Source organism: Terasakiispira papahanaumokuakeensis (assembly GCF_001709345.1).
GTDB classification, from domain to species: Bacteria; Pseudomonadota; Gammaproteobacteria; order Pseudomonadales; family Halomonadaceae; genus Terasakiispira; species Terasakiispira papahanaumokuakeensis.
On sequence record NZ_MDTQ01000001.1, the window covers coordinates 360,539 to 381,749 of the forward strand.

22 protein-coding genes are annotated in these 21,211 nt (G+C 50.6%); 16 read left to right on the forward strand and 6 right to left on the reverse strand.

Going from position 1 to position 21,211, the window contains the following annotated elements:
- The first annotated feature begins 263 nt into the window (after positions 1–263).
- From BFW38_RS01590 to sufT, 9 genes are all read left to right on the forward strand, one after another.
- On the forward strand, positions 264–464 hold the full coding sequence (locus tag BFW38_RS01590) for a DUF2065 domain-containing protein (protein WP_068996812.1): 201 nt from the start codon (positions 264–266) through the stop codon (positions 462–464).
- Between the two features lie 144 nt (positions 465–608).
- The gene (locus tag BFW38_RS01595; protein ID WP_068996813.1) at positions 609–1,862 is read left to right on the forward strand and encodes an ATP phosphoribosyltransferase regulatory subunit; all 1,254 of its coding nucleotides are present in this window, start codon (positions 609–611) and stop codon (positions 1,860–1,862) included.
- 15 nt (positions 1,863–1,877) lie between these two features.
- Positions 1,878–3,173 carry an adenylosuccinate synthase gene (locus BFW38_RS01600; RefSeq protein ID WP_068996814.1) on the forward strand — a complete coding sequence of 432 codons (1,296 nt, stop codon included), beginning with the start codon at positions 1,878–1,880 and terminating at the stop codon, positions 3,171–3,173.
- 298 nt (positions 3,174–3,471) lie between these two features.
- On the forward strand, positions 3,472–3,939 hold the full coding sequence (locus tag BFW38_RS01605; protein WP_068996815.1) for an SUF system Fe-S cluster assembly regulator: 468 nt from the start codon (positions 3,472–3,474) through the stop codon (positions 3,937–3,939).
- A gap of 151 nt (positions 3,940–4,090) precedes the next feature.
- Positions 4,091–5,536 (forward strand): Fe-S cluster assembly protein SufB, encoded by a 1,446-nt coding sequence (sufB, locus tag BFW38_RS01610; protein WP_068996816.1) that lies wholly within the window; start codon positions 4,091–4,093, stop codon positions 5,534–5,536.
- Positions 5,537–5,611: 75 nt separating this feature from the next.
- The gene (sufC, locus tag BFW38_RS01615) at positions 5,612–6,364 is read left to right on the forward strand and encodes a Fe-S cluster assembly ATPase SufC (protein ID WP_068996817.1); all 753 of its coding nucleotides are present in this window, start codon (positions 5,612–5,614) and stop codon (positions 6,362–6,364) included.
- The gene (gene sufD, locus BFW38_RS01620; RefSeq protein WP_068996818.1) at positions 6,361–7,686 is read left to right on the forward strand and encodes a Fe-S cluster assembly protein SufD; all 1,326 of its coding nucleotides are present in this window, start codon (positions 6,361–6,363) and stop codon (positions 7,684–7,686) included. The genes sufC and sufD overlap by 4 nt, the downstream gene beginning before the upstream one ends.
- On the forward strand, positions 7,686–8,954 hold the full coding sequence (locus BFW38_RS01625; RefSeq protein ID WP_068996819.1) for an aminotransferase class V-fold PLP-dependent enzyme: 1,269 nt from the start codon (positions 7,686–7,688) through the stop codon (positions 8,952–8,954). Before sufD ends, BFW38_RS01625 begins: the two co-directional genes overlap by 1 nt.
- Positions 8,951–9,520, forward strand: coding sequence for a putative Fe-S cluster assembly protein SufT (gene sufT / locus BFW38_RS01630; protein WP_068996820.1), 570 nt, complete (start codon positions 8,951–8,953; stop codon positions 9,518–9,520). The genes BFW38_RS01625 and sufT overlap by 4 nt, the downstream gene beginning before the upstream one ends.
- A 169-nt stretch (positions 9,521–9,689) precedes the next feature.
- Here sufT and BFW38_RS01635 read toward each other — a convergent pair whose 3' ends face one another.
- Positions 9,690–10,316, reverse strand: coding sequence for an OmpW/AlkL family protein (locus BFW38_RS01635; protein ID WP_068996821.1), 627 nt, complete (start codon positions 10,314–10,316; stop codon positions 9,690–9,692).
- Between the two features lie 323 nt (positions 10,317–10,639).
- Here BFW38_RS01635 and bamE point away from each other — a divergent pair, with 323 nt between their 5' ends.
- The 3 genes from bamE (at position 10,640) to BFW38_RS01650 (ending at position 12,128) form a co-directional block, all read left to right on the forward strand.
- Entirely contained in the window at positions 10,640–10,984 is a 345-nt protein-coding gene (bamE, locus tag BFW38_RS01640) for an outer membrane protein assembly factor BamE domain-containing protein (RefSeq protein ID WP_068996822.1), read from the forward strand.
- Between the two features lie 94 nt (positions 10,985–11,078).
- On the forward strand, positions 11,079–11,321 hold the full coding sequence (locus tag BFW38_RS01645) for a DUF1653 domain-containing protein (RefSeq protein WP_342668831.1): 243 nt from the start codon (positions 11,079–11,081) through the stop codon (positions 11,319–11,321).
- Between the two features lie 3 nt (positions 11,322–11,324).
- Positions 11,325–12,128: a methyltransferase domain-containing protein gene (locus BFW38_RS01650; protein WP_068996823.1), complete on the forward strand. Its 804-nt coding sequence runs from the start codon at positions 11,325–11,327 to the stop codon at positions 12,126–12,128.
- 16 nt (positions 12,129–12,144) lie between these two features.
- On the opposite strand, the gene BFW38_RS01655 is transcribed toward BFW38_RS01650, so the two are convergent.
- Positions 12,145–13,350: a hypothetical protein gene (locus BFW38_RS01655; protein WP_068996824.1), complete on the reverse strand. Its 1,206-nt coding sequence runs from the start codon at positions 13,348–13,350 to the stop codon at positions 12,145–12,147.
- Positions 13,351–13,543: 193 nt separating this feature from the next.
- Complete coding sequence (locus BFW38_RS01660; RefSeq protein ID WP_068996825.1) at positions 13,544–14,551, reverse strand: porin; 1,008 nt, start codon at positions 14,549–14,551, stop codon at positions 13,544–13,546.
- 557 nt (positions 14,552–15,108) lie between these two features.
- Between BFW38_RS01660 and BFW38_RS01665 the strand changes: the two genes are divergently transcribed.
- From BFW38_RS01665 to rsgA, 3 genes are read left to right on the forward strand one after another with little or no spacing between them, the layout of a single operon-like run.
- The gene (locus BFW38_RS01665; protein ID WP_068996826.1) at positions 15,109–15,426 is read left to right on the forward strand and encodes a Rieske (2Fe-2S) protein; all 318 of its coding nucleotides are present in this window, start codon (positions 15,109–15,111) and stop codon (positions 15,424–15,426) included.
- The gene (orn, locus tag BFW38_RS01670; RefSeq protein ID WP_068996827.1) at positions 15,423–15,992 is read left to right on the forward strand and encodes an oligoribonuclease; all 570 of its coding nucleotides are present in this window, start codon (positions 15,423–15,425) and stop codon (positions 15,990–15,992) included. Before BFW38_RS01665 ends, orn begins: the two co-directional genes overlap by 4 nt.
- A gap of 6 nt (positions 15,993–15,998) precedes the next feature.
- Entirely contained in the window at positions 15,999–17,012 is a 1,014-nt protein-coding gene (gene rsgA, locus BFW38_RS01675; protein ID WP_068996828.1) for a small ribosomal subunit biogenesis GTPase RsgA, read from the forward strand.
- A gap of 95 nt (positions 17,013–17,107) precedes the next feature.
- Here the strand turns inward: rsgA and epmA are convergent, their stop codons facing one another.
- Complete coding sequence (gene epmA / locus BFW38_RS01680) at positions 17,108–18,076, reverse strand: EF-P lysine aminoacylase EpmA (protein WP_068996829.1); 969 nt, start codon at positions 18,074–18,076, stop codon at positions 17,108–17,110.
- A gap of 109 nt (positions 18,077–18,185) precedes the next feature.
- The gene (efp, locus tag BFW38_RS01685) at positions 18,186–18,752 is read right to left on the reverse strand and encodes an elongation factor P (protein ID WP_068996830.1); all 567 of its coding nucleotides are present in this window, start codon (positions 18,750–18,752) and stop codon (positions 18,186–18,188) included.
- Positions 18,753–18,838: 86 nt separating this feature from the next.
- On the opposite strand from efp, the gene epmB reads away from it, so the two are divergent.
- A complete protein-coding gene (epmB, locus tag BFW38_RS01690) occupies positions 18,839–19,933 on the forward strand; it encodes an EF-P beta-lysylation protein EpmB (protein WP_069000138.1) in 1,095 nt (364 codons plus the stop codon).
- Here epmB and serB read toward each other — a convergent pair.
- The gene (gene serB, locus BFW38_RS01695) at positions 19,925–21,190 is read right to left on the reverse strand and encodes a phosphoserine phosphatase SerB (RefSeq protein WP_068996831.1); all 1,266 of its coding nucleotides are present in this window, start codon (positions 21,188–21,190) and stop codon (positions 19,925–19,927) included. The two genes, epmB and serB, sit on opposite strands and share 9 nt — an antisense overlap.
- Positions 21,191–21,211 lie beyond the last annotated feature (21 nt).

A 21,211-nucleotide genomic window follows, 5' to 3' on the forward strand; every position in this document is an offset into this window, starting at 1 on the left:
TAAAGACTTTTTTGGCGTCGAGAAGTGCGCTATCAGTGAGTGCCACGTCAATAAGGGCTAATCAATAAAGACTAATCAATAAAAACTAGCCAATAAGGGCTAGTTAATAAGGACTGGTTAATAAAGACTAACTAATCGTGCCAACGCTTTTTTAATGGGCACGTTTTTTCAGTGGAAAAATTCGGGTGCCGGTCTGATGAACATCAACCGCTAGTGCTTAAGATGTCCACCGTTATCTCGTTAATCAAGATGATACTTCACTCATGAATGAAACATTCTGGGCAGCATTATGCCTGATGCTGGTGTTTGAAGGTGTGCTGCCATTTGCTGCGCCGCATCGCTGGCGTGCCATGATGTTGCAAGCCGCTCAGCTGACCGATGCTCAGTTGCGTGGGGTGGGGTTGGCCGCAATGCTATTGGGGATGGGGCTCCTCTTATGGCTGCATTCGACGCTCGCATCTTGAGCTGAATATGAAGTGCTCTATGATGCCGAGTACTGATACTCAGCGTGCGATTTTATAGAATAGTTGTCGTCTCAAGTCCGCTTGCCCCGATATGATGCAGCTCGATATGAAAAAGCTCGATACGAAAAAGAGAGGAGTGCACCGATGACCATCGCCGACCGCTGGTTACTGCCAGACGGAATGGAAGAGATCTTGCCCCCCAAAGCACGACAGATGGAAGCATTGCGCCGTCGCTTGCTGGATCTTTTCCATGCCTGGGGCTATGACATGGTGATGCCGCCACCGGTTGAGTTTCTTGAGTCATTGTTGACTGGGGCCGGCCATGATCTGGAGTTGCAAACATTTAAGGTGACCGATCAGCTCTCTGGGCGCACGATGGGGGTGAGTGCTGATGTCACCCCACAAGTTGCACGCATGGATGCCCACTCTGTGCCCCGCTCCGGCGCTGCACGTTTTTGCTATTGCCATCCCGTGCTAAGAACCCGAGCCGACAATTCGATGGGGTCTCGCGCACCGGTTCAGATTGGCGCTGAGCTTTTTGGTCATGCCGGTGTGGCCAGTGATCTAGAAATTCTGAATTTGATGGTTTCGACCTTGCAACAATCTGGTGCGGATGAGCTGTATCTGGATTTAGGGCATGTCGGGCTATATCGAGGTTTGGTGGACGCTGCAGGCCTCAGTACCGAGCAGGAACAACAACTTTTTGATGCGATTCAGCATAAACGCTTTGCTGATATTGCGCCTTGTGTGACGGGTGTGGAGTCCGCTGTTGTCCGCGAGATGCTCATGGCTTTACCGCATTTAAGTGGTGGGGTGGAGGTACTGGAGCAGGCTCGACAAGTATTGGCTGCAGCACCTGCAGGCGTTCGTGAAGCATTGTCGGAACTGACCGAAGTCGCACATGCTTTGCAGCGTTGCCATCCAGAAATCACGTTGTATTTGGACTTATCTGAGTTGCGTGGCTATCACTATCATACCGGCATGGTTTTCGCCGCTTATGTGCCTGGATTAGGGCAGGCGCTGGCTAAAGGGGGGCGCTATGATGAGATCGGTAGTGTCTTTGGGCGCGCGCGCCCGGCGACCGGGTTTTCCACGGATTTGAAATTATTGGCAGAGCTGAATGGCTACCAGCCTTCAATGCCGGGTATATTGGCGCCGGTTGAAGCTTTGACCGACCCTGATTGTGCCCAAGAGGTAGCCCGTCTTCGGGCGATGGGGGAGCGTGTCATGATCGCCTTGCCTGAATATCGAGTTGAGACACATCAATTTGAAACGCATCGGGTTGAGAGTGGGCAGGGAGCTCACCAGGCGCCGACCTATGATCGTCGACTGTTAAAAGTTGAGGATCAGTGGCAGGTGGTGTCCGCCGGCCAATCAACGGATTCCTTTAGTGACTGACAGAGACGAGTGACAATGGGCAATAATGTCGTAGTACTGGGCACCCAATGGGGTGATGAAGGTAAAGGGAAAGTTGTCGACCTGCTGACTGAATCGGCGCAGGCCGTCGTACGATTTCAGGGTGGTCATAATGCGGGCCATACGCTGGTAGTGAATGGTGAAAAAACGGCATTGCACCTGATTCCGTCCGGGATTTTGCGCCCTCAAGTAACCTGTGTGATTGGTAATGGCGTGGTGCTATCCCCTGAGGCGTTGATGGAAGAGATCGCCATGTTGGAAGCACGTGACGTGCCCGTGCGTGAGCGCTTGAAGCTGTCTTCGTCCTGTCCTTTGATCTTGCCTTACCATATTCGCCTCGATCAGGCGCGTGAAAAAGCACGCGGTGAGGCCAGGATTGGGACAACGGGGCGTGGTATTGGTCCGGCTTATGAAGATAAAGTTGCCCGCCGAAGCCTGCGTCTGGGTGATTTGCTGCATCGTGAGCGGTTCGCGGCGAAGCTGGGTGAAGTGCTGGATTACCATAACTTCGTTTTACAGCATTATTTCAAAGAGCAGCCGGTTGATTTCCAGCAGGTGCTGGACGAGTGCATGGCCATTGCCGAAGAGCTGCGTCCGATGGTAACGGACACGACTAAGCTGCTTCATGATCTGCGCAAAACAGGCGCGCATATTATGTTTGAAGGTGCCCAAGGTTCTTTGTTAGATATCGACCACGGGACTTATCCCTTTGTGACCAGCTCAAACACAACAGCAGGCGGTACTGCGACAGGGTCTGGTTTTGGTCCGCTTTACTTGGATTATGTGCTCGGGATTACTAAAGCCTATACCACGCGTGTTGGCTCTGGTCCCATGCCCACTGAGTTGTTTGATGACCAAGGTCGACATTTAGCCGAAAAAGGATGTGAGTTTGGTACCACAACCGGGCGTGCTCGTCGTTGCGGTTGGTTTGATGCGGTAGTGCTACGTTATGCCTGTCAGGTGAATTCAGTGTCAGGGCTTTGTTTAACTAAGCTCGATGTGCTGGATGGCTTGGACGTGCTTAAGGTGTGTGTCGGCTATAAAGATAAAGACGGTAATGTCATTGATACGCCTGTTGATGCCGAAGGGTTTGCCGCCGTTGAGCCGGTTTATGAAGAGTTGCCGGGCTGGAAAGAGAGTACTTTTGGTGTGAAATCGTTGGAAGATCTTCCCCAAAATGCGCGTGATTATATTGCGTTCGTCGAACAACAAGTTGGGGCGCCGGTTGATATTATTTCGACCGGACCTGACCGTGATGAAACGATTATTTTGCGTCACCCTTTCAAAGCTTAAATGGTGTTAAGTATGTGATCATATCGCATGTATGTTAAGCCATTTTGAACTTGAGCTCTGTGATAAAGCGCCTGATTTTGATCAGGCGCTTTTTTATTATGAGGTGTTTATATGGGGCGCGGAGACCTTTTATTTTGTAGGCCTATTTTCCTAGATCCTTTCTTGTTTGATAATGATTTTTATTTATAAGTAAGAGCCCATAAAGTCCGCGTTATTTTTACATTATCCATCTTTAGGGTTTCGTTTTTATTTAAAGAGGACTAAAATGGTCTTTAATTAAAAAGGTGTAGGTTTTTTTATGCTCAAGCTCAGCAAAATGACGGATTATGCCGTTGTGGTGATGGCCTATATTGCACGCCATCACGAGCAACAGTTCACCGCAGCAGAGCTATCCGAGCAGGTGGGTGTGCCTAAGCCCACTGTCAGCAAGTTATTAAAGATGCTGGTGAGGGCTGGACTGGTTGAGTCACGTCGTGGTGCCCAAGGGGGCTATGTGTTGAGCCGTCCTGCAAGTCATATTACGGTCGCTGATTTAATTGAAGCGATTGAAGGGCCTGTGGCAATGACGGACTGTTCACATACGGATAGTCAATGTGATTTAGCTGGCCAATGCGGTGTGGCGGATAACTGGCAAAGGGTGACGGTCGCTGTTCATCAAATGCTATCCAGTGTGACGCTTGCGCATTTAGCCCAAGAAGCACCTATTCGTTTACCGCTCGTGCAGATTCAGGCGGTTAATCTGATGCCTGATCTCGCCAAAGCTTGAGTCAATGGACGGGCGTTAATGATGACCGATGGGTGATCCTTTGGGCGCTACGACCATAGATGTGCACCACGACAATAGAGGTGCACCACGACAATACCGATTGACCGATTGAAGACTGACTGCAGAGACGCATTTAGCGTGGAGATGAGATATGGCTAACGAAGCAATGGAGCAGCTTGTTCGTAAAGAGTACAAGCAAGGCTTCTACACCGATATAGAGAGCGACACCTTGCCGCCGGGGTTAGATGAGTCGGTTATTCGTCATATTTCCTCCATTAAGCAAGAGCCGGAGTGGATGTTGAGTTGGCGTTTGGAGGCTTATCGCCATTGGCTCACCATGACTGAGCCTCACCATTGGGCAAAGCTCAAATATCCTTCGATTGATTATCAGTCGGTGTCTTATTACAGCGCACCGAAAAAACCGGAAGATGCGCCGCAGAGTTTGGATGAAGTTGACCCCAAGCTGTTAGAAACCTATGAGAAACTGGGTATCCCGTTGCATGAGCGCGCAGCGCTAGCGGGAGTGGCCGTTGATGCTGTATTTGACTCCGTTTCGGTCACCACAACGTTTAAAGATCAATTAGCTGAAGCGGGTGTGATCTTTTGTTCTATTTCTGAAGCCATCCGCGAATATCCCGAATTGGTACGGCAATATTTAGGCAGTGTTGTCCCCCAAGGGGATAATTATTTCGCTGCATTGAATTCTGCGGTGTTTACTGACGGCTCTTTTGTGTACGTTCCCGAAGGGGTGACTTGCCCGATGGAGTTGTCGACTTATTTTCGTATTAATCAGGCCAATACCGGTCAATTTGAACGGACGCTGATTATTTGTGATAAGCGTGCTCAGGTGTCTTATCTAGAAGGCTGTACGGCCCCTCAGCGTGATGAAAACCAGTTGCATGCGGCTGTCGTTGAGTTAGTGGCTTTGGAAGATGCCTATATCAAATATTCGACAGTACAGAATTGGTATCCCGGTGATGAAGACGGTAAAGGTGGGATTTATAATTTTGTGACCAAGCGGGGTGACTGTCGTGAAGACCGGGCCAAGATCAGTTGGACCCAGGTGGAAACGGGGTCGGCCTTAACTTGGAAGTATCCTTCTTGCATTTTGCGTGGACGTGACAGTGTGGGTGAGTTTTATTCCGTCGCGGTGACGAATAATCACCAGCAGGCGGATACAGGCACCAAAATGATTCACATCGGTGAGAATACCCGCTCGACCATTATTTCCAAAGGCATCTCGGCTGGCCATTCGGATCAGTCTTATCGAGGCCTGGTGAAGGTAGCACCTTCGGCGCGTAATGCCCGTAACTTTACGCAATGTGATTCTTTATTACTGGGTGCTAGTTGTGGCGCTCACACCTTCCCTTATCAAGAAATCGGTAATGCTTCCGCTCAGGTTGAACATGAAGCGACGACATCAAAAATCGGTGAAGACCAGCTGTTTTATTGCATGCAGCGAGGGATCTCCGAAGAGGATGCCGTCAATATGATCGTCAATGGCTTCTGCAAAGATGTCTTCAAAGAGTTACCCATGGAATTTGCCGTTGAAGCTGAAGCCTTGTTGAACGTTTCTCTGGAAGGGGCCGTCGGCTAACTCCGGCGTTGGGATATCAATATACGATAACTCAGTAACTGCTGGGTTTGCTGTGACAGGATTTGAGGATTGAGCATGTTAGAGATTAAAGGCTTACACGCCAAGGTTGAGGGCAACGAGATTCTAAAAGGGCTGGATCTGACCATTAACCCAGGTGAAGTCCATGCCATTATGGGCCCGAATGGCGCGGGTAAGTCGACTTTGTCAGCGGTACTGGCTGGACGTGATGGTTATGAAGTGACGGCTGGTGAAATCCTGTTTGAAGGCGACAATCTGCTGGAGATGGAAGTTGAAGACCGTGCGCGTGCCGGTCTGATGCTTGCGTTTCAATATCCGGTAGAGATCCCTGGAGTCAAGAACGTTTATTTGCTCAAAGCCGCCCTCAATGCTCAGCGTGCAGCACGAGGTGAAGCTGAAATTGAGGCGCCCGCGTTTATGAAGTTGGTGCGTGAGAAGCTGGCACAAATGAAAATGGATAAAAGCTTCTTACATCGCGCTGTGAATGAGGGCTTTTCCGGCGGCGAGAAAAAGCGCAATGAAATTCTGCAGATGCTGGTGCTTGAACCCAAACTCGCCATTCTGGATGAAATTGATTCTGGCCTGGATATCGATGCACTTCGAGTGGTCGCCGATGGGGTTAACTCCTTACGCAGCGAACAACGTGGTGTGCTGATGATTACCCATTATCAGCGACTGCTTGATTATATCGTACCGGATGTCATTCACGTGCTGGCGGATGGCCGTATTGTGAAAACCGGTGATAAAAGCTTGGCCTTGGAATTGGAAGCGCGCGGTTATGATTGGCTGCTGGAGGCAGATGCATCATGAACGCCTGGGCTGATCTATTTCAACAAGTGAATGATGAGGCGACGCCGGGTTGGTTAAAGTCTCGTCGTATTGCGGCTTTTGCTCGTTTTGAACATTTGGGCATTCCCACCCCGCGCGATGAGGATTGGAAGTACACCGATCTCAAGCGTTTAAACAAGCGCCAGTTTAGCATGGCTCAGACTGAGGCCACGGTTTCTCACACGGATCAAGCGGAGTTGCTGGATTTAAATGCTTGGCGCATCGTGCTGGTCAATGGGGTTTTTAGCCCTGACTTGTCGGATCTCTCGGACTTGCCCAATCAGGTGACCATTGAGCCACTATCGCAGGCGATTACCCACGATCAGGAATTAGCGGGTGGGCTCGTCGGGCGTCTAGCGGCCATTGATACTGATAGTCTGACAGCGTTGAGTCATGCCATGGCCCAAGAAGGGGCTTTGATTCGTGTGGGGAGTGGCGTGGTGTTACCGCGACCAATACAGTTAGTCTACTTATCGACTGAGCATGAGTCCGCTTTGGCCAGTTGGCCGCGAATTGCAGTCGTCGCCGGTCCTAATAGTCAGATGACGATTGTGGAGCAACTGGTTGGGCAGCACGCCAGTGGTCATTATACCCAGCGAGTGGCTGAGCTGTTTTTGGAAGGCAATGCTCAGTTGACCCATTACCTGCTGCAAACGCCTGCAGAGAAAGATTTATGGGTGGGACGTGTGCATGTTGAGCAAAAGCGTGATAGCCGTTATCAGGCCTTTCATCTCAATCTAGGCGGGGCTTTGGTTCGGGATGACTTTGTCTGTGAGCTGAATGCCCGAGGTGCAACCGCCTCTTTAAATGGCCTGTTGTTTGGTCAAGGGCGGCAGCATTTGGATATGCACTCGAAGGTCAATCATAACGCGCCGAATACTTATAGCGATGAAAACTATAAGGGTATTCTGAATGATCGCGCTCGTGGCGTATTTAATGGCAAGGTCATTGTGAAGCGCGACAGCCAGCAGATCGAAGCGCATCAAAATAACGCCAATCTTTTACTGTCTGATCAGGCTGAGATGGACACCAAGCCTGAGTTGGAAATTTATGCGGATGACGTCAAGTGCTCTCATGGCACAACCACCGGACAGCTCGATGAGAATGCAGTCTTTGCGCTGCGAGCAAGAGGGGTTGATGAGTCGGTTGCCCGAGGGCTTTTAACGTTGGCCTTTGCGAACCAAGTGCTGGATCAGGTCACGCTTGATGCCGTGCATGATACGGTTGAAGCCCGTATTGCGGGGGCATTGCCTGAGCGTTTTAACCTAAAAGGGTTGGTCCTTGAGGATCAGGAGGCTCAGTGATGAGTGAGTATGCGGCTGTTGTGAATACGTCTGTGAGCCATGAGGCGCCACTCAATGTGGCACAGTTACGACAAGAGTTTCCGATTTTATCTCGCGAGATCAATGGGCGACCTTTAGTCTATTTAGATAATGCCGCGACTTGTCAAAAACCTGAGGTAGTCTTGAGGGCTCAGGACCACTTCCTGCGTCATTCTAATGCCAATATCCACCGTGGTTTGCATACTTTGTCACAAGAAGCCACGGATGCTTTTGAGCACGCTCGTCGCCAGCTTCAACAGTTGATTAATGCGCCGTCTGAACGCGAGATCATATTCACCCGGGGAACGACTGAAGCGATTAATTTGGTGGCTCAAAGCTGGGGGCGAAGCCAGCTTCAGGCCGGAGACGAGATCCTTGTCTCGATGATGGAGCATCATGCCAATATCGTGCCTTGGCAAATGCTGGCCGAAGAGAAGGGGCTGACGTTAAAAGTCATTCCTGTGGATGAGCAAGGCGTATTGGATATGGCCGCTTATCAGGCTCTTTTGTCCGATCGCACACGCCTGGTTGCTGTGGCCCATGTCTCCAATGCGCTGGGCACAGTGAATCCCGTTCATGAGATCACGCGTTTGGCTAAAACCGTGGATGCTGTTGTCTTAATTGATGGCGCTCAGGGCGTGCCCCATGTTGCGGTGGATGTTCAGCAGATTGGGGCTGATTTTTATGCGTTGTCAGGCCATAAAATTTATGGGCCTACAGGGATGGGAGTGCTATACGGTCGTGAAGCGCTACTAGAGGCTATGCCGCCTTGGCAAGGGGGCGGTGAGATGATCGATCAAGTCAGCTTTGAGAAAACCACCTATGCGGGGTTACCGCACAAGTTCGAAGCTGGCACGCCGGCCATTGCTGAAGGTGTTGCGATGGGGCGGGCTGCCCAGTGGCTGATGGAAACCGGTGTCGAGCGTATTGGAGCCTGGGAGCATCAGTTAACGCGATATGCCACTGATCAATTGAAATCAACATTGCCTGACATTCGCATTATTGGTGAGGCGCCCGGTAAGGCAGGCGTGATTTCGTTTGTGCTACCCCATGCCCATGCACAAGATATCGGCCTCTTGATTGACCAGCTGGGGGTTGCCATCCGCACGGGTCATCACTGTGCGATGCCGGTATTGCATCATTTTGGTGTGAATGCCACGGCAAGAGCTTCTTTTGCGGCCTATAACACCAAGGAAGAGGTCGACTTCTTTGTCGAATCGCTGGTGAAGGTTCGGGAGATGTTGGCATGAGCCTGGTGGCGATTGAGGGGTTGAGTAAAGGCCAAACACTTGCATTGAATCGTGATACCGATGTGATTTCTATTCCTTTTGGTAAGACCATTACGTTGCCCGAAGGCGAGTCAGTCAGTATTTTTCAGGCAAAAGGCAGTTCTGTCTCAATCAGCCATGAAGGGCGTTTGTATTTAGTTGAGGGGTTTAATCTGGATGCGCTGGGGCTGCCGCCTGTAGAGCGGCCTCACCTACCCAAAGGCGCTTCTCGTGAGACGTTAGAAGCCTTTGCTTGGGATCAACTGAGAACATGCTTTGATCCTGAAATCCCCGTCAATATTGTGGATTTAGGCTTAGTGTATCAACTTAAGCTGGTCGACTTGATTGATGGTCGTAAGGTATTGAATATTCGGATGACACTCACCGCCCCGGGGTGTGGTATGGGGGATGTCATTGCTGAAGATGCCAAGCGAAAAATTTTGGGGGCCGAGGATCTTAGTGCTGTCAATATTGAGGTGGTGTTTGATCCGCCGTGGCAACGCGATATGATGACAGAAGAGGCTCAGCTTGAGCTGGGGATGTTTTAGCATATCAATAAGTATTGCGGGATCGGGCACACTGTTTATTCAAAACACGCTGTTTATTTAAAACGCACCGCTTATTCAAAACACACCGCTTATTCAAAATAACTGAATAAAAAACGCCAGACAGGATCAACCCTGTCTGGCGTTTGTCTTTAAATGCCCCTAGTTCTGATTAGAACTTAAAGACAGCATTCAGGCGATAAACCCAAGGATCCAGCTCAACAGTGCCATAATCAGCACCGCCGACGGTTAAGTCAGTATCGATGTCAACATAGTAAACAGAAGCGCCAAGGCCCAGGTTGTCGCTGATCATATAGTCCGCACCCAGCTGGTAGGCAATCCCCCAGGAATCATCCAGGTCGACGTCAGCACCCCCTAAAGCGTCACCGTGGCCTTCTTCATCCCAGAAGAACGTATAGTTGAAACCAATACCGGCAAATGGCTGGAATGCGGCGTTACTTTCACCCATCGGGTAGAAATTAGCGGTCACCGTCGGCGGTAAATGCTTGGTTGATGCGGTGTCAGCCCCATAAGCAGTCTGAATATCGTGGTCAAACGGGGTCGCAGCCAAAACTTCAATACCCAAGCGTGGCGTCGCCATGTAGGTGAAGCTCAGGCCCAGCTGAGTATCGTTATCAGCCGAAGCGGCTGCTGCTGAAGTGGCCTTGCTTTGTGGATCTACAGTGGCAGAACCACCTTTAATAATAAAATCACCAGCTTCATAAGCCATGGCACTTTGGGCGCCGGCCAGTAGGCCTACAGAAAGTGCAGATAATGCAAAAAGGCGAGCGGTACGCATGTTCGAACTCCTCGGGTCGATCATGAAAGGGGCTATCCCCATAGCGGATCTTTTTGACAGGGTTATGATGCCTTTTTGTTACCGATGTTTTTTTGATCCTAAGCAATAACCCATACTTCATCAACAAATTATTTGAATTCGGTTAAAATACATTATCGTGAATGTCTCTTTTGAGCGTCACATTAAGCTGTCTTGAGTGTTGTGCCATACTCAATCACGTAATGAGTTATTTTGTAGCCGGTATTTTAATCATGGGTACCGAGATAGTTGTGCTACAAAGCCAATGTTGAATGCTATGACCACTCTGAACAGGAGTCAGCGGTATGCTTAATACGTTGAAAGTTGTTCTCGTTGCGATAGGGTTTGCCTCCTTGGTGGCCTGTGCCAATGTCGGTAAGCCTTATCCGGAACATCGTGTCCCTGATATTCAGACCGGCCAAACGACCCGTGCTGAGGTGGAGCAAATGTTTGGTAAACCTTGGCGGACCGGAATGGAGAATGGTCAAGTGACCTGGACCTACGGTCAATATCACTATGGCGTCTTCAGCGAAGCTGAAACATCGGATCTGGTGATTCGCTTTAAACCTGATGGCACTGTCGCGTCATATTCGTATAATCGCACCGGACCGAATAATGGTGATCCGGCAGCGAGCTCATCCGCACCGTAAGACCTGCGATCATCTCAATCTAATATTGACTAATACTGAATATTGACGAGCACTTGATATTGACGAGGTGGGCGTTATTAAACCGATGATGACCATGGGGCGATATCGCCACTATAAAGGGGCCGAGTACCAAGTGCTCGGCCTTGCCCGTCATAGTGAAACCGAAGAATGGTTGGTGCTATATCGACCTTGTTATGGCGACCAAGGTTATTGGGTGCGACCCTATGCGATGTTTGTTGAGCATGTTATGCATCCAGAGACAGGCCTTCAGGTGCCCCGATTTGCGCTGATTGAAGCTTCTGTTGATGCCAGGCCTACTGATGATGCCCAGCCTTAAGTGATGAGTACTTATACCCCAATACAGCATGACCGCCACTTTGATGATTTGGCCGATAAGTTTGCGCGTAGCATCTATGGTTCTGCTCGAGGACGGTTACGTTTGCGGCTGATTCGTGAGCGTATGCAAGCTGAGTTACCATTAAGTCAGCCCTTGTCTGTTCTTGAAGCGGGTGGCGGATTGGGGCAGACCTCAGCGTGGCTGGCTCGACAGGGCCATCAGGTGATCATGGCAGAGCCTGCTGAAGCCATGCGTGAACGGGCAAGATTGCGCATTGAACGTCATCGCGGGATTGTTTTAGATGCGGACATTCAGGCGTTAGTGCACCAGCTACCTGACCCCGACCAGCAATTTGACTTGGGCGTTTGTCATGCGGTGATGGAGTGGCTTTATCAACCTGAGGCTGTTCTGCCTGCTTTATTCAAGCATATTAAGCCCGGTGGTTGGCTGTCTCTGATGTTCTTTAATGAAGATGCCTTGTTGATGTCTAATGTGATTAAAGGCAACTGGGAAAAAGTATTGGCAGGGCGTTTGGCCGGAACCGGGCAGCGTCAGCGCTTGACGCCGATTTCGCCAAGGCGGCCTGACCAAGTTTTCCCGTGGCTGACCGCTCAGGGGTTTGATATTCATCATGTGAGCGGCATTCGAGTGTTTCATGATTACTTACGTCGCCAGCTGCCGCCTCAGGCCAAACCTGAACTCCTGGTGTCACTAGAACGGCGTTATATGCAACAAGACCCATTCTGGCGTTTGGGGCGTTATATCTTAGTCCATGCCCGCAAACGCCATCTATCACATCAGGTCTGAGCTGAGGCTCACTCATTTACTGAGGATCAACGGCTTCCAGCTTGAGTTCGTAGTTATTGCTACCTGAGTGCGATGAGCCGAATTTCTGACCTTTCACAAAAATTTGGTACTGGCCCGCCGGGAGTTGAGGGCTGAAGTCAACATCGCCATCGAAGCCTTCACCGCTATCTTGGGCAACCACTTCACCTTGAGCATTACGCACCTCAGCCTCAATCCGGTAAGCCCCATTAGCGTTAAAGAAGCTGGAGCTACTGATATGCACTTGCAGAGGCTCAGCCAGTTCAAAGCTCATAGCCAAGCCATTCGTGCGAATATTCAGGCTAGTGACCAATGTCTCAAAAGTGTGGGGCGCGTCAATCTCTTGTGTGGCTTCCTCTTGAGGGGAATGCTCTTGAGATGAGTGTGCTTGAGATGAGTGCGCTTGAGTTACAGACTGTTGAGCGGCGGTGTTCTGGCTGTCTGGTTTGTCAGTTAAGCCCGTTGCAGCTGTTGCTGATTCAGTTGTTTGGGAAGACGCTTCTTTTGCGTGAGAAGGGCCCGTTTGTGGTGTTGTGTGTTGCGTTGTCTGAGGCGGCGTTTCAGGCTGAACAGCGGTTCTCTTGTCTGTATCAGGGGATTGTGACTCAGTTTCAGATGATGAGGTCGTTTTTGACCGACCTAGGCGTGTGACCTGCTCCGGGTCGTGCACCAGCGCACTGGTTTGATTGGGGTCAGTTTTACGTAAAGGTTGGGAATCTGCCACCGCTCCAGGGCGCTCTTTGCCTTGAGCATCCAAACCTAGCACATTGACATAGTAGCGGGCTCGGTTTTGGGCCTGGCTGCCGAAAAATTGGCCGTTGACTTTCAGCGTATAAGTGCCTGGGTCTAGGTGCTGTTTGAACTTGAGCCCACCGGTCTGGCCGTTAGCCTCTTGATGGGTGATTTCTTGGCCTTCATCGTTTAGTAACGTGGCCGCTAAAGTGTATTGTTGAGAAACCTGCGCCATGATTTGGCCATTAATCTCAAATAAGCCACCTTGCTTGACGGTAAACGTATGGGTTTGAGGTTGGCCAAAGGTATAGCTTTGGCTGTGAGCATCTTGGTCGCTGTTCAGAAAACGGGTCAGGTCCATCTGTTTGCCTTCGCTGCGAAAGCGATCCTGAACGTCACTGGCCAGAACCAGCGGTGCGCTGCAGGTCAGGGCGATACAGGCCAGCAGTGTTGAGGGCATACGGGGTTTCATAAGCACTCACTTCTCTGAAAATAAAAGTCGTAGATTAACACCCTTTGATTTGAGGTGTCAGGATAAAGGTATCGGGGTTGCTCGACGATTTCTGAGCGGCCTGTGTGATTGGCCTCCTCATCAAGTAGACTAAAACAAGAAAGGCCAGCCTGTCTCAGGCTGGCCTTTTGTTTAACTCATCATTGAAGATGAATTAGAACATATAGGTGACACCGACACCGAAGCCGTCGCCAGCGTCTTCATCACGGTCACGCTTAGCGATTTCTGCCCAAGTGTACATGGCGTCAGAAATGTTATAAGTGCCGCCTACGATGAACTCATTGCGCTTGTCATCAACGCTATCATCGTCAACATTCTGGTAGGCACCGTAGACATCACCCATGCCATAGCCATAACGTGCACCAATACCCGCATAGGTGACGTCAGAATTGCTTGCTTCAGCATCAAATACTTCATATTTCGCTGATAGGCGCAGTGCATTGATGGTGTACTGTGCATTGACACCGTAGCGATCACCCAGATCATCGCCAGTTACGATATCGGTCTCATCGTCTTGAATGCCTAATGTGTCATAAACAGCCGCGACAGAGAAGGCACCTACGGCATATTTAACACCGCCATAGAATGTTTGCTCTGAGCTGTTGGTCGAATTTTCGCTTTCTGCATCGCCCTTATAGTTCATGCCAAGAGCAAGTTGAACGCCACCCATGACCGGTGACATATAGCGAATCTGATCAGTTTCGGCGCTACCACTTTTGTTGCCGTTGGCAAAGCCATTGGAATCGGTGGCATCAAAATATTCGTTATTGGTCAGCGGGTCTTGAATCCAGTCATCCATTACGGTGTCGAAAGAACCGATACGGAAGTCACCGAAGTTACCTTTAACACCGATGTAAGCTTGATCGCCACCATCTTGGCGAGGACCGGTTTTCATTTCTGTGGCATCGATGTCGTCAATTTCAAGCTTCATGTAACCGATGACATCATTGGTGATCTGATGTTGAGCAGCAAAACCGAAAGTGGTGCCGTTATCAAACAAGTCATCTCGTGAATCACCAGCATCATCTTTGATGTTGCGATAACCAATCTGGACGTTGCCGTAAACATCCAGTGTCGTGCCGTCTTCGTTATAAACAGTAGCAGCTTGGGCAGAGGAAGCAGCAGCCAGGGCTACAGCAGTCGCTAACAGCGTCTTTTTCATTTCGGGTTCCTTTGTTTCAGGTTGCGTGTTGCTTATTTTGTAGTCAACGGCTTCGGTCCTTCCGTCACCGTTTAACCTTATGAGTTGCCAGTATGCAGTCGCACATCAACTTTAAAACGCTCTTGCCGGGTTGGCAACACCTCAAGCTAATGGATTTCATACCTTTTGTTACCTGAACCCGGTTGAGTCGTCTTGTTATTACATTTTAATCGCACAGTATCGCGCCATTGTGGTCAAGTACTGAGCAATGGACTGCATCAGAATCATTCGCGACCTTAGCGGTCATTGATGACAAAGTTGTGAAACTTTGATCTGATCTTGCAGTAACTTAATGCTAGTACAGGAATTTAGCGCGACCGTCCCCCTCTCATATGGCACAATTTACCTCTTTTATCCACCTATGCAATGCATGATGGTGACTTTAAGCCATTCTCATGATGTCTTGTATTGTCTCGTGAGTGCTGTCTCTATCGACTATGGTGCACTTGACTGCAGACATCGTGTCATCGTGGCGTCAAGTTCGATAAATCTAAAAGTGTTAGAGGGAGATCGATCTAATGGCTTGGATTAAAGTGTGCCCAGCCGATGCCTTGACGGCGTCAACCTTCCGGGTGGTGGAGAATGACGACGGTGATGAAATTTTGGTGGCTCGTGTCGGCGATGAAATTTATGCCGTTGCGAATGAATGTAGCCATGATCGTCGTGGTTTTGAGGGCGGTTGTATTGAAGATGGCCAGATTGTGTGCCCGCGCCACGGGGCTCGGTTTTGTTTGAAAACCGGTGAAGTGAAAGCACCACCCGCTTATGTAGATATTGAGGTTTATCCGGTACGTATTGAAGATCAATGGATCGAAGTGGAGGAGGAGCCGTTATGACATCGACAGCATCTCAAGAAGTTAAGCAAGATCGTTTGATCTGGATTGACCTTGAAATGACAGGGCTTGATCCGGAAAAAAACCGGATTATCGAAATTGCCACAATTGTGACCGACGGTGAGTTGAACCTTGTTGCTGAGGGCCCGGTCATCGCGATTCACCAGCCTAATGATGTGTTGGGCTTGATGGATGAGTGGTGTACCAAGACGCATGGACAGTCTGGCTTAACTCGACGGGTTAAAGACAGCAAGATCCAGACTGCTGAAGCAGAACAGCAGACGCTAGATTTCCTGCAGCAACATGTGAAGCCCGGCACATCGCCGATGTGTGGTAACAGTGTGCATCAGGATCGCCGCTTTATGCAGTATGAAATGCCATTGCTAGAGGCCTTTTTTCACTATCGCAATTTGGATGTATCGACGCTAAAAGAACTGGCCAAGCGCTGGCGGCCAGGGCTGGATAAGGGGTTCAAGAAAAAGAATACACATCTGGCTTTAGACGATATTCGTGAATCTATTCAGGAATTAGCCTACTATCGCGATCACTTCCTCAAGCTTGAGCCCTGACCTCATATGGCAAAACGCAAGTTATCTCGCCAACAACGCTGGCGCATTGAAAAGGTTCAGCAGGAAAAAGTAGATCGTGCTGCGAAAAGAGCGCGCAAAGCTGATGATGCATTAGTCCATGATGCGCTCGGGGAGCCTCGTAATGGTCGGGTGATGGCGCACTTTGGCCAGCAAGTCGAGATTGAAGCGGTGGATGGGGAAGATTGTGGCCTTGTTCAACGTTGTCATGTGCGCGCCAATGTGACCTCGCTGGTGACTGGAGATGCTGTCATTTGGCGGCAAGGGCCTGAGCTGGGCGTGGTGGAGTCTTGCTTACCTCGACATAGCCTGCTGGCCCGCCCCAATATGCAAGGCCAGATGAAGCCCGTTGCGGCGAATGTGGATCACTTGTTATTGGTGATTGCTCCGGAACCTGAACCGTTTGCCAATTTGATCGATCGTTATTTAGTGGCAGCAGAGGCCACTGGCATTGAGCCAGTATTGGTGCTGAATAAAGTCGATTTACTGCAAATGCCAGAGAAGAGAGAGCGTTTAGAAGCGTTATTAAGTATTTATCAACGCATTGGTTATCAAACCTTACAAGCGTCGACTCAACTCGAGCAGGGACTGGATCATTTAAAAAGCCTGTTGAAAGATCGCATCAGTGTTTTTGTCGGCCAGTCGGGGGTGGGGAAATCCTCTTTGATTAATGCGTTACTGCCGGGCGTAGACTTGCGTGTAGGCGCTTTATCTGAAGACACCCGCAAGGGACGGCATACGACAACAACTGCGCGTTTATTCCATTTTCCCGACGGTGGTGATTTGATCGACTCTCCGGGTATTCGTGAGTTTTCGTTAGAAAACTTATCTCCTGAGATTGTTGCTCAAGGATTTCGGGAGTTTCATGACTATCTCGGGAGCTGCCGTTTTCGCGACTGCCGCCATCAGGGCGACCTCGGGTGTGCGTTGGCAGAGGCTGTTACGCGAGGGGATATTCACCCTGAGCGGTTTGCCAGCTTTCTGCGCATTATTAATGCCTAGTGCTTCATTCGGCATCTCAGCGTCATTAGCTCTCTAGGCTTTATTAACCCTTAGGTTTTATTAACCCCTAGGTTTTATTAACCCACTAATGCTGCCTAGGCACGATCGATAGGAAAGGCCGTCACCTCATCTAATGATGAGGCACCGGCAGCGAGCATGATCAACCGATCTAAGCCTAAAGCGACGCCACTGGTACTGGGTAGCCCCGAGTTTAAAGCCTCAAGCAGTGCTTCATCAGCTTGGACATCGGGCTTACCCAGTTGTTGTCGAGCATCGCAGTCTGCCATAAACCGTTGTGCTTGTTCATGGGCGTCCGTTAATTCGTGATAAGCGTTCGCCAGTTCTATCCCCGCGACATACACTTCACAGCGTTCCGCGACTAAATGACCTTCGGCATTGGTGAAAGTACGGGCTAATGCGGCCTGGCTGGCGGGAAACTCGGTCAAGCACACGCGTCCAGCGGTTGCGAGTGCGGGTTCGACCCTGTGGCTAATCAATATATCTAAGCAATCATCACGGCTGAGTGGGCCATCAAGGCCTGAGCAGGCTCTGGCCTGATCACGTAATACTTCATCCGTTGCGGTAAATGGATCAACGTGAGCAAAATGTTGAAGTGCTTCGCTATAAGTCATGCACTGGTAGGGCGCTTTTCCCAGTAGTAGGTTAATCAACGCTTGGATTTCCCCGAGGAGTTCGCCCAGGTTCCAGCCCGGTCGATACCATTCAATCATGCTGAATTCAGGGTTATGACGGCGGCTGCGCTCCCCGTTGCGAAAGCATCGGCTGAGTTGCCAGATGGCGCCGTACCCGGCCGCTAACAAGCGTTTCATATGGCATTCAGGTGATGTTTGCAGCCACAGGCGTTCTCCTTTTGCCGATGGGCGACCTGCAGGGGTCAGCTCGGTGATGAAACTGTCTAAAAAAGGGTCGGTACTGCCCGCTGAGCCGAGAATGGGCGTTTCAACTTCGAGCACGTCTCGTTGTTCAAAGAAGGTGCGGACCTGCTGGATGCATTGGGCTCGAAAACGCAGCTGCTCCAGCGAGGCAGAAGGACGCCAGCTCATGATGGGGTTCCTGCTCAAAAGAGAAAAACAACTGAGGATAGGCGGGAGCAGCGAGTGCTGTCTCCCGCAACAAACAATGGTGCCAAACAAACAGTGATGCAAAAGCGTATCAGGCGCGGCTGACGTATTCACCTGTACGGGTGTCGACACGCAGTTTATCGCCGATATTGACAAACAGAGGTACTCGAACAACAGCGCCAGTGGAGACTGTCGCTGGTTTGGAGCCGCCTTGTGCGGTATCGCCTTTTAAACCAGGGTCTGTTTCAGTGACTTCCAGTTCCAAGAAGTTTGGCGGTGTCACACTGATGGGGGCGCCATTGAACAGTGTGATCAGATAGACCTCTTGTTCTTTCAGCCATTTGACGTTGTCGCCCACGGCTTTCGCATCCGCGCCGATCTGCTCGAAAGAGCCATCGGTTTTCATGAAATGCCAGAACTCGCCATCGGTGTAGAGGTATTCCATGTCGGTTTCCATCACGTCAGCAGCTTCGACGCTATCACCCGACTTAAATGTCTTCTCACCTACGCGGCCTGTCAGTAGGTTACGATATTTAACGCGGTTGAAGGCTTGGCCTTTACCCGGCTTAACCATTTCATTTTCGACGATTGAACAAGGGTCTCCTTCGAGAATAATCTTGAGGCCGCCCTTGAATTCATTGGTAGAATAGCTTGCCATAAATGCTGTTCTCAGTTTCGTTCACGCTGTCCCTACCGCAAACCGGTTTATTCGGGTTGCATAGGGCCTATTGTCATCCGGTCGCCATGATAGCGAAAACCCTTCCTCTTGTGCAGTTATCTCCTGCCAATCCTCCCTCGCATGCCGAGGGGCCAGCAGATTGTTCTGAACACTCTGCTGTTAAACGAGATTGGCAAACCCAATTACGTCAGGCGATACGTGACCCTCACCAACTCTGTCAGCGGCTAGGGCTCGATGCTAAGGCATTGGGGGTTGAGCAGGGACACCGGCTATTTTCTACTCTGGTACCTGAGGCTTTGTTGTCCCGCATTCGGCCGGGCCAACCCGGAGATCCGATTTTACGACAAATCCTGCCCGTTGCCGAAGAAAACGATGAGGTTCTTGGGTTTGTTGAGGATCCTTTGTTGGAGCAAACTGCAAATCCGCTACCCGGGCTGGTGCATAAATATCGTAGTCGAGTCTTGCTGATTGGTGCCGGCGCCTGTGCGGTGAATTGTCGTTATTGTTTCAGGCGACATTTCCCATATGCCGATAATCGCTTGAGTCGTGAACATATCACACAGGTCATGGCTTATCTTAATGCGCACCCTGATGTGAATGAAGTGATTCTCTCAGGGGGTGATCCGTTGGCGACACCCGATCAGCGCTTATTGGGCTTGATCGAGCAGCTTACTGGGGGCTCACATCTCAAGCGGCTACGCATTCATTCACGGCTACCGGTTGTGATTCCCGATCGTGTGACGGATGCGCTTTGTGATGGCCTGGCGGCGACGGCTTTGCAAGCCGTAATGGTGCTGCATATTAATCACCCCCAAGAAATTGATGATGCGGTGATCGAGGCCTGTCGGCGATTACGTCAGGCGGGCGTGACCTTGCTCAATCAAACGGTGTTACTGAAGGGCATTAATGACCAGGCTGATGTGTTGGCTGAACTGTCCGAGCAGTTGTTTGCGGCCGGCATCATGCCGTATTACTTACATGCCTTTGATCCAGTCGCGGGGGCGGCTCATTTTGCTGTACCCGATACCCGTATGCAGCAGCTCTATGGTGAGCTGCTGGCGATATTGCCTGGGTTTTTGGTGCCTCGGCCTGTTCGGGAGGTGCCGGACCGGCCGGGCAAGACGCCGATGGCCCCCCCAGAGGCGTGGGCGTTATCGTGAGCCTTGAGTCGTTGGGTGGCCCTGATGAGTGCGTGAAAGATCACGGTCTGAAAAGCCGATCAGATACAGAATGCCATCCAGCCCTAGGGTCGATAGTGCATGGCGAGCATTCTGACGCACCATCGGTTTGGCACGAAAAGCGATTCCGAGCCCTGCGAGTCCTAGCATGGGGAGGTCATTAGCCCCATCGCCGACGGCAATGGTTTGTTCCAGGCCAATGCCGTCACGTTGGGCCAATTCTTTCAGTAGGGCGGCCTTGCGCTCACCGTCGACAATCTGGCCGGTGACTTCTCCGGTCACTTTTCCGTGGGCATCCACTTCCAGCTCGTTGGCATAGACTTCATCGATCCCAAGCTGTTGTTGCAGATAGCGCGCAAAATAAGTAAAACCGCCTGATAAAATGGCCGTGCGATAGCCCAAGGATTTCAACGTGCTGATTAATTGAGGCGCCCCTTCGGTAATTTTCAGGCGTTCAGCAATCTGATCCAATACTTGGGTATCCAGTCCTTTCAGCAGGGCAACGCGTGCGCGGAAACTTTGCTGGAAGTCTAGCTCACCTTGCATGGCTCTTTCCGTGATAGCCGCCACTTGATCGCCGACGCCCGCTTCACGCGCTAATTCATCAATCACTTCCGCCTCTATCAGGGTCGAGTCCATATCAAAGACCACGAGACGGCGGTTGCGGCGATAAATATTGTCTTCCTGAACGGCGATGTCGATACCCAGCTCGGCCGACAAAGCTAGAAATTGGCGACGCAGTTCGGCCGTATCGGCGGCTTCACCACGGACGGAAAATTCCACACAAGCGCGACTTTGTTGATCCAGTTGATCCAGCCTGAGACGGCCACTTAACCGGTTGATACGGTCAATATTGAGGTCGTTATCCGCCACTTTCTGGGTGACCCTAGCAATCTGTTCCGCACTGATTTGACGGCCAAGCAGCGTGACGATGTAGCGAGGTTTGCCTTGACCTTCAACCCACTGGTGATAGCTGGCTTCGCTGACTGGAGTAAACCGGATTTGCATGCCTCTTTCATGGGCGGCAAACAGCAGATCCTGAAACACGGGGGAATGCTGAGCTGAGGCAGGCAAGTGGACCAGCATGCCCAGTGCAAGGGTGTCATGAATGACCGCCTGACCGATATCCAGCACCTTGATATCGTGAGCGGCCAAGTGATTCATCATGGCTGAAGTGATGCCCGGTTTATCGGGGCCGGAAATATTGATCAGTACCGTACTGCGATCTTGCGTGCTCATATCAACATGCTCGTCGGGCTT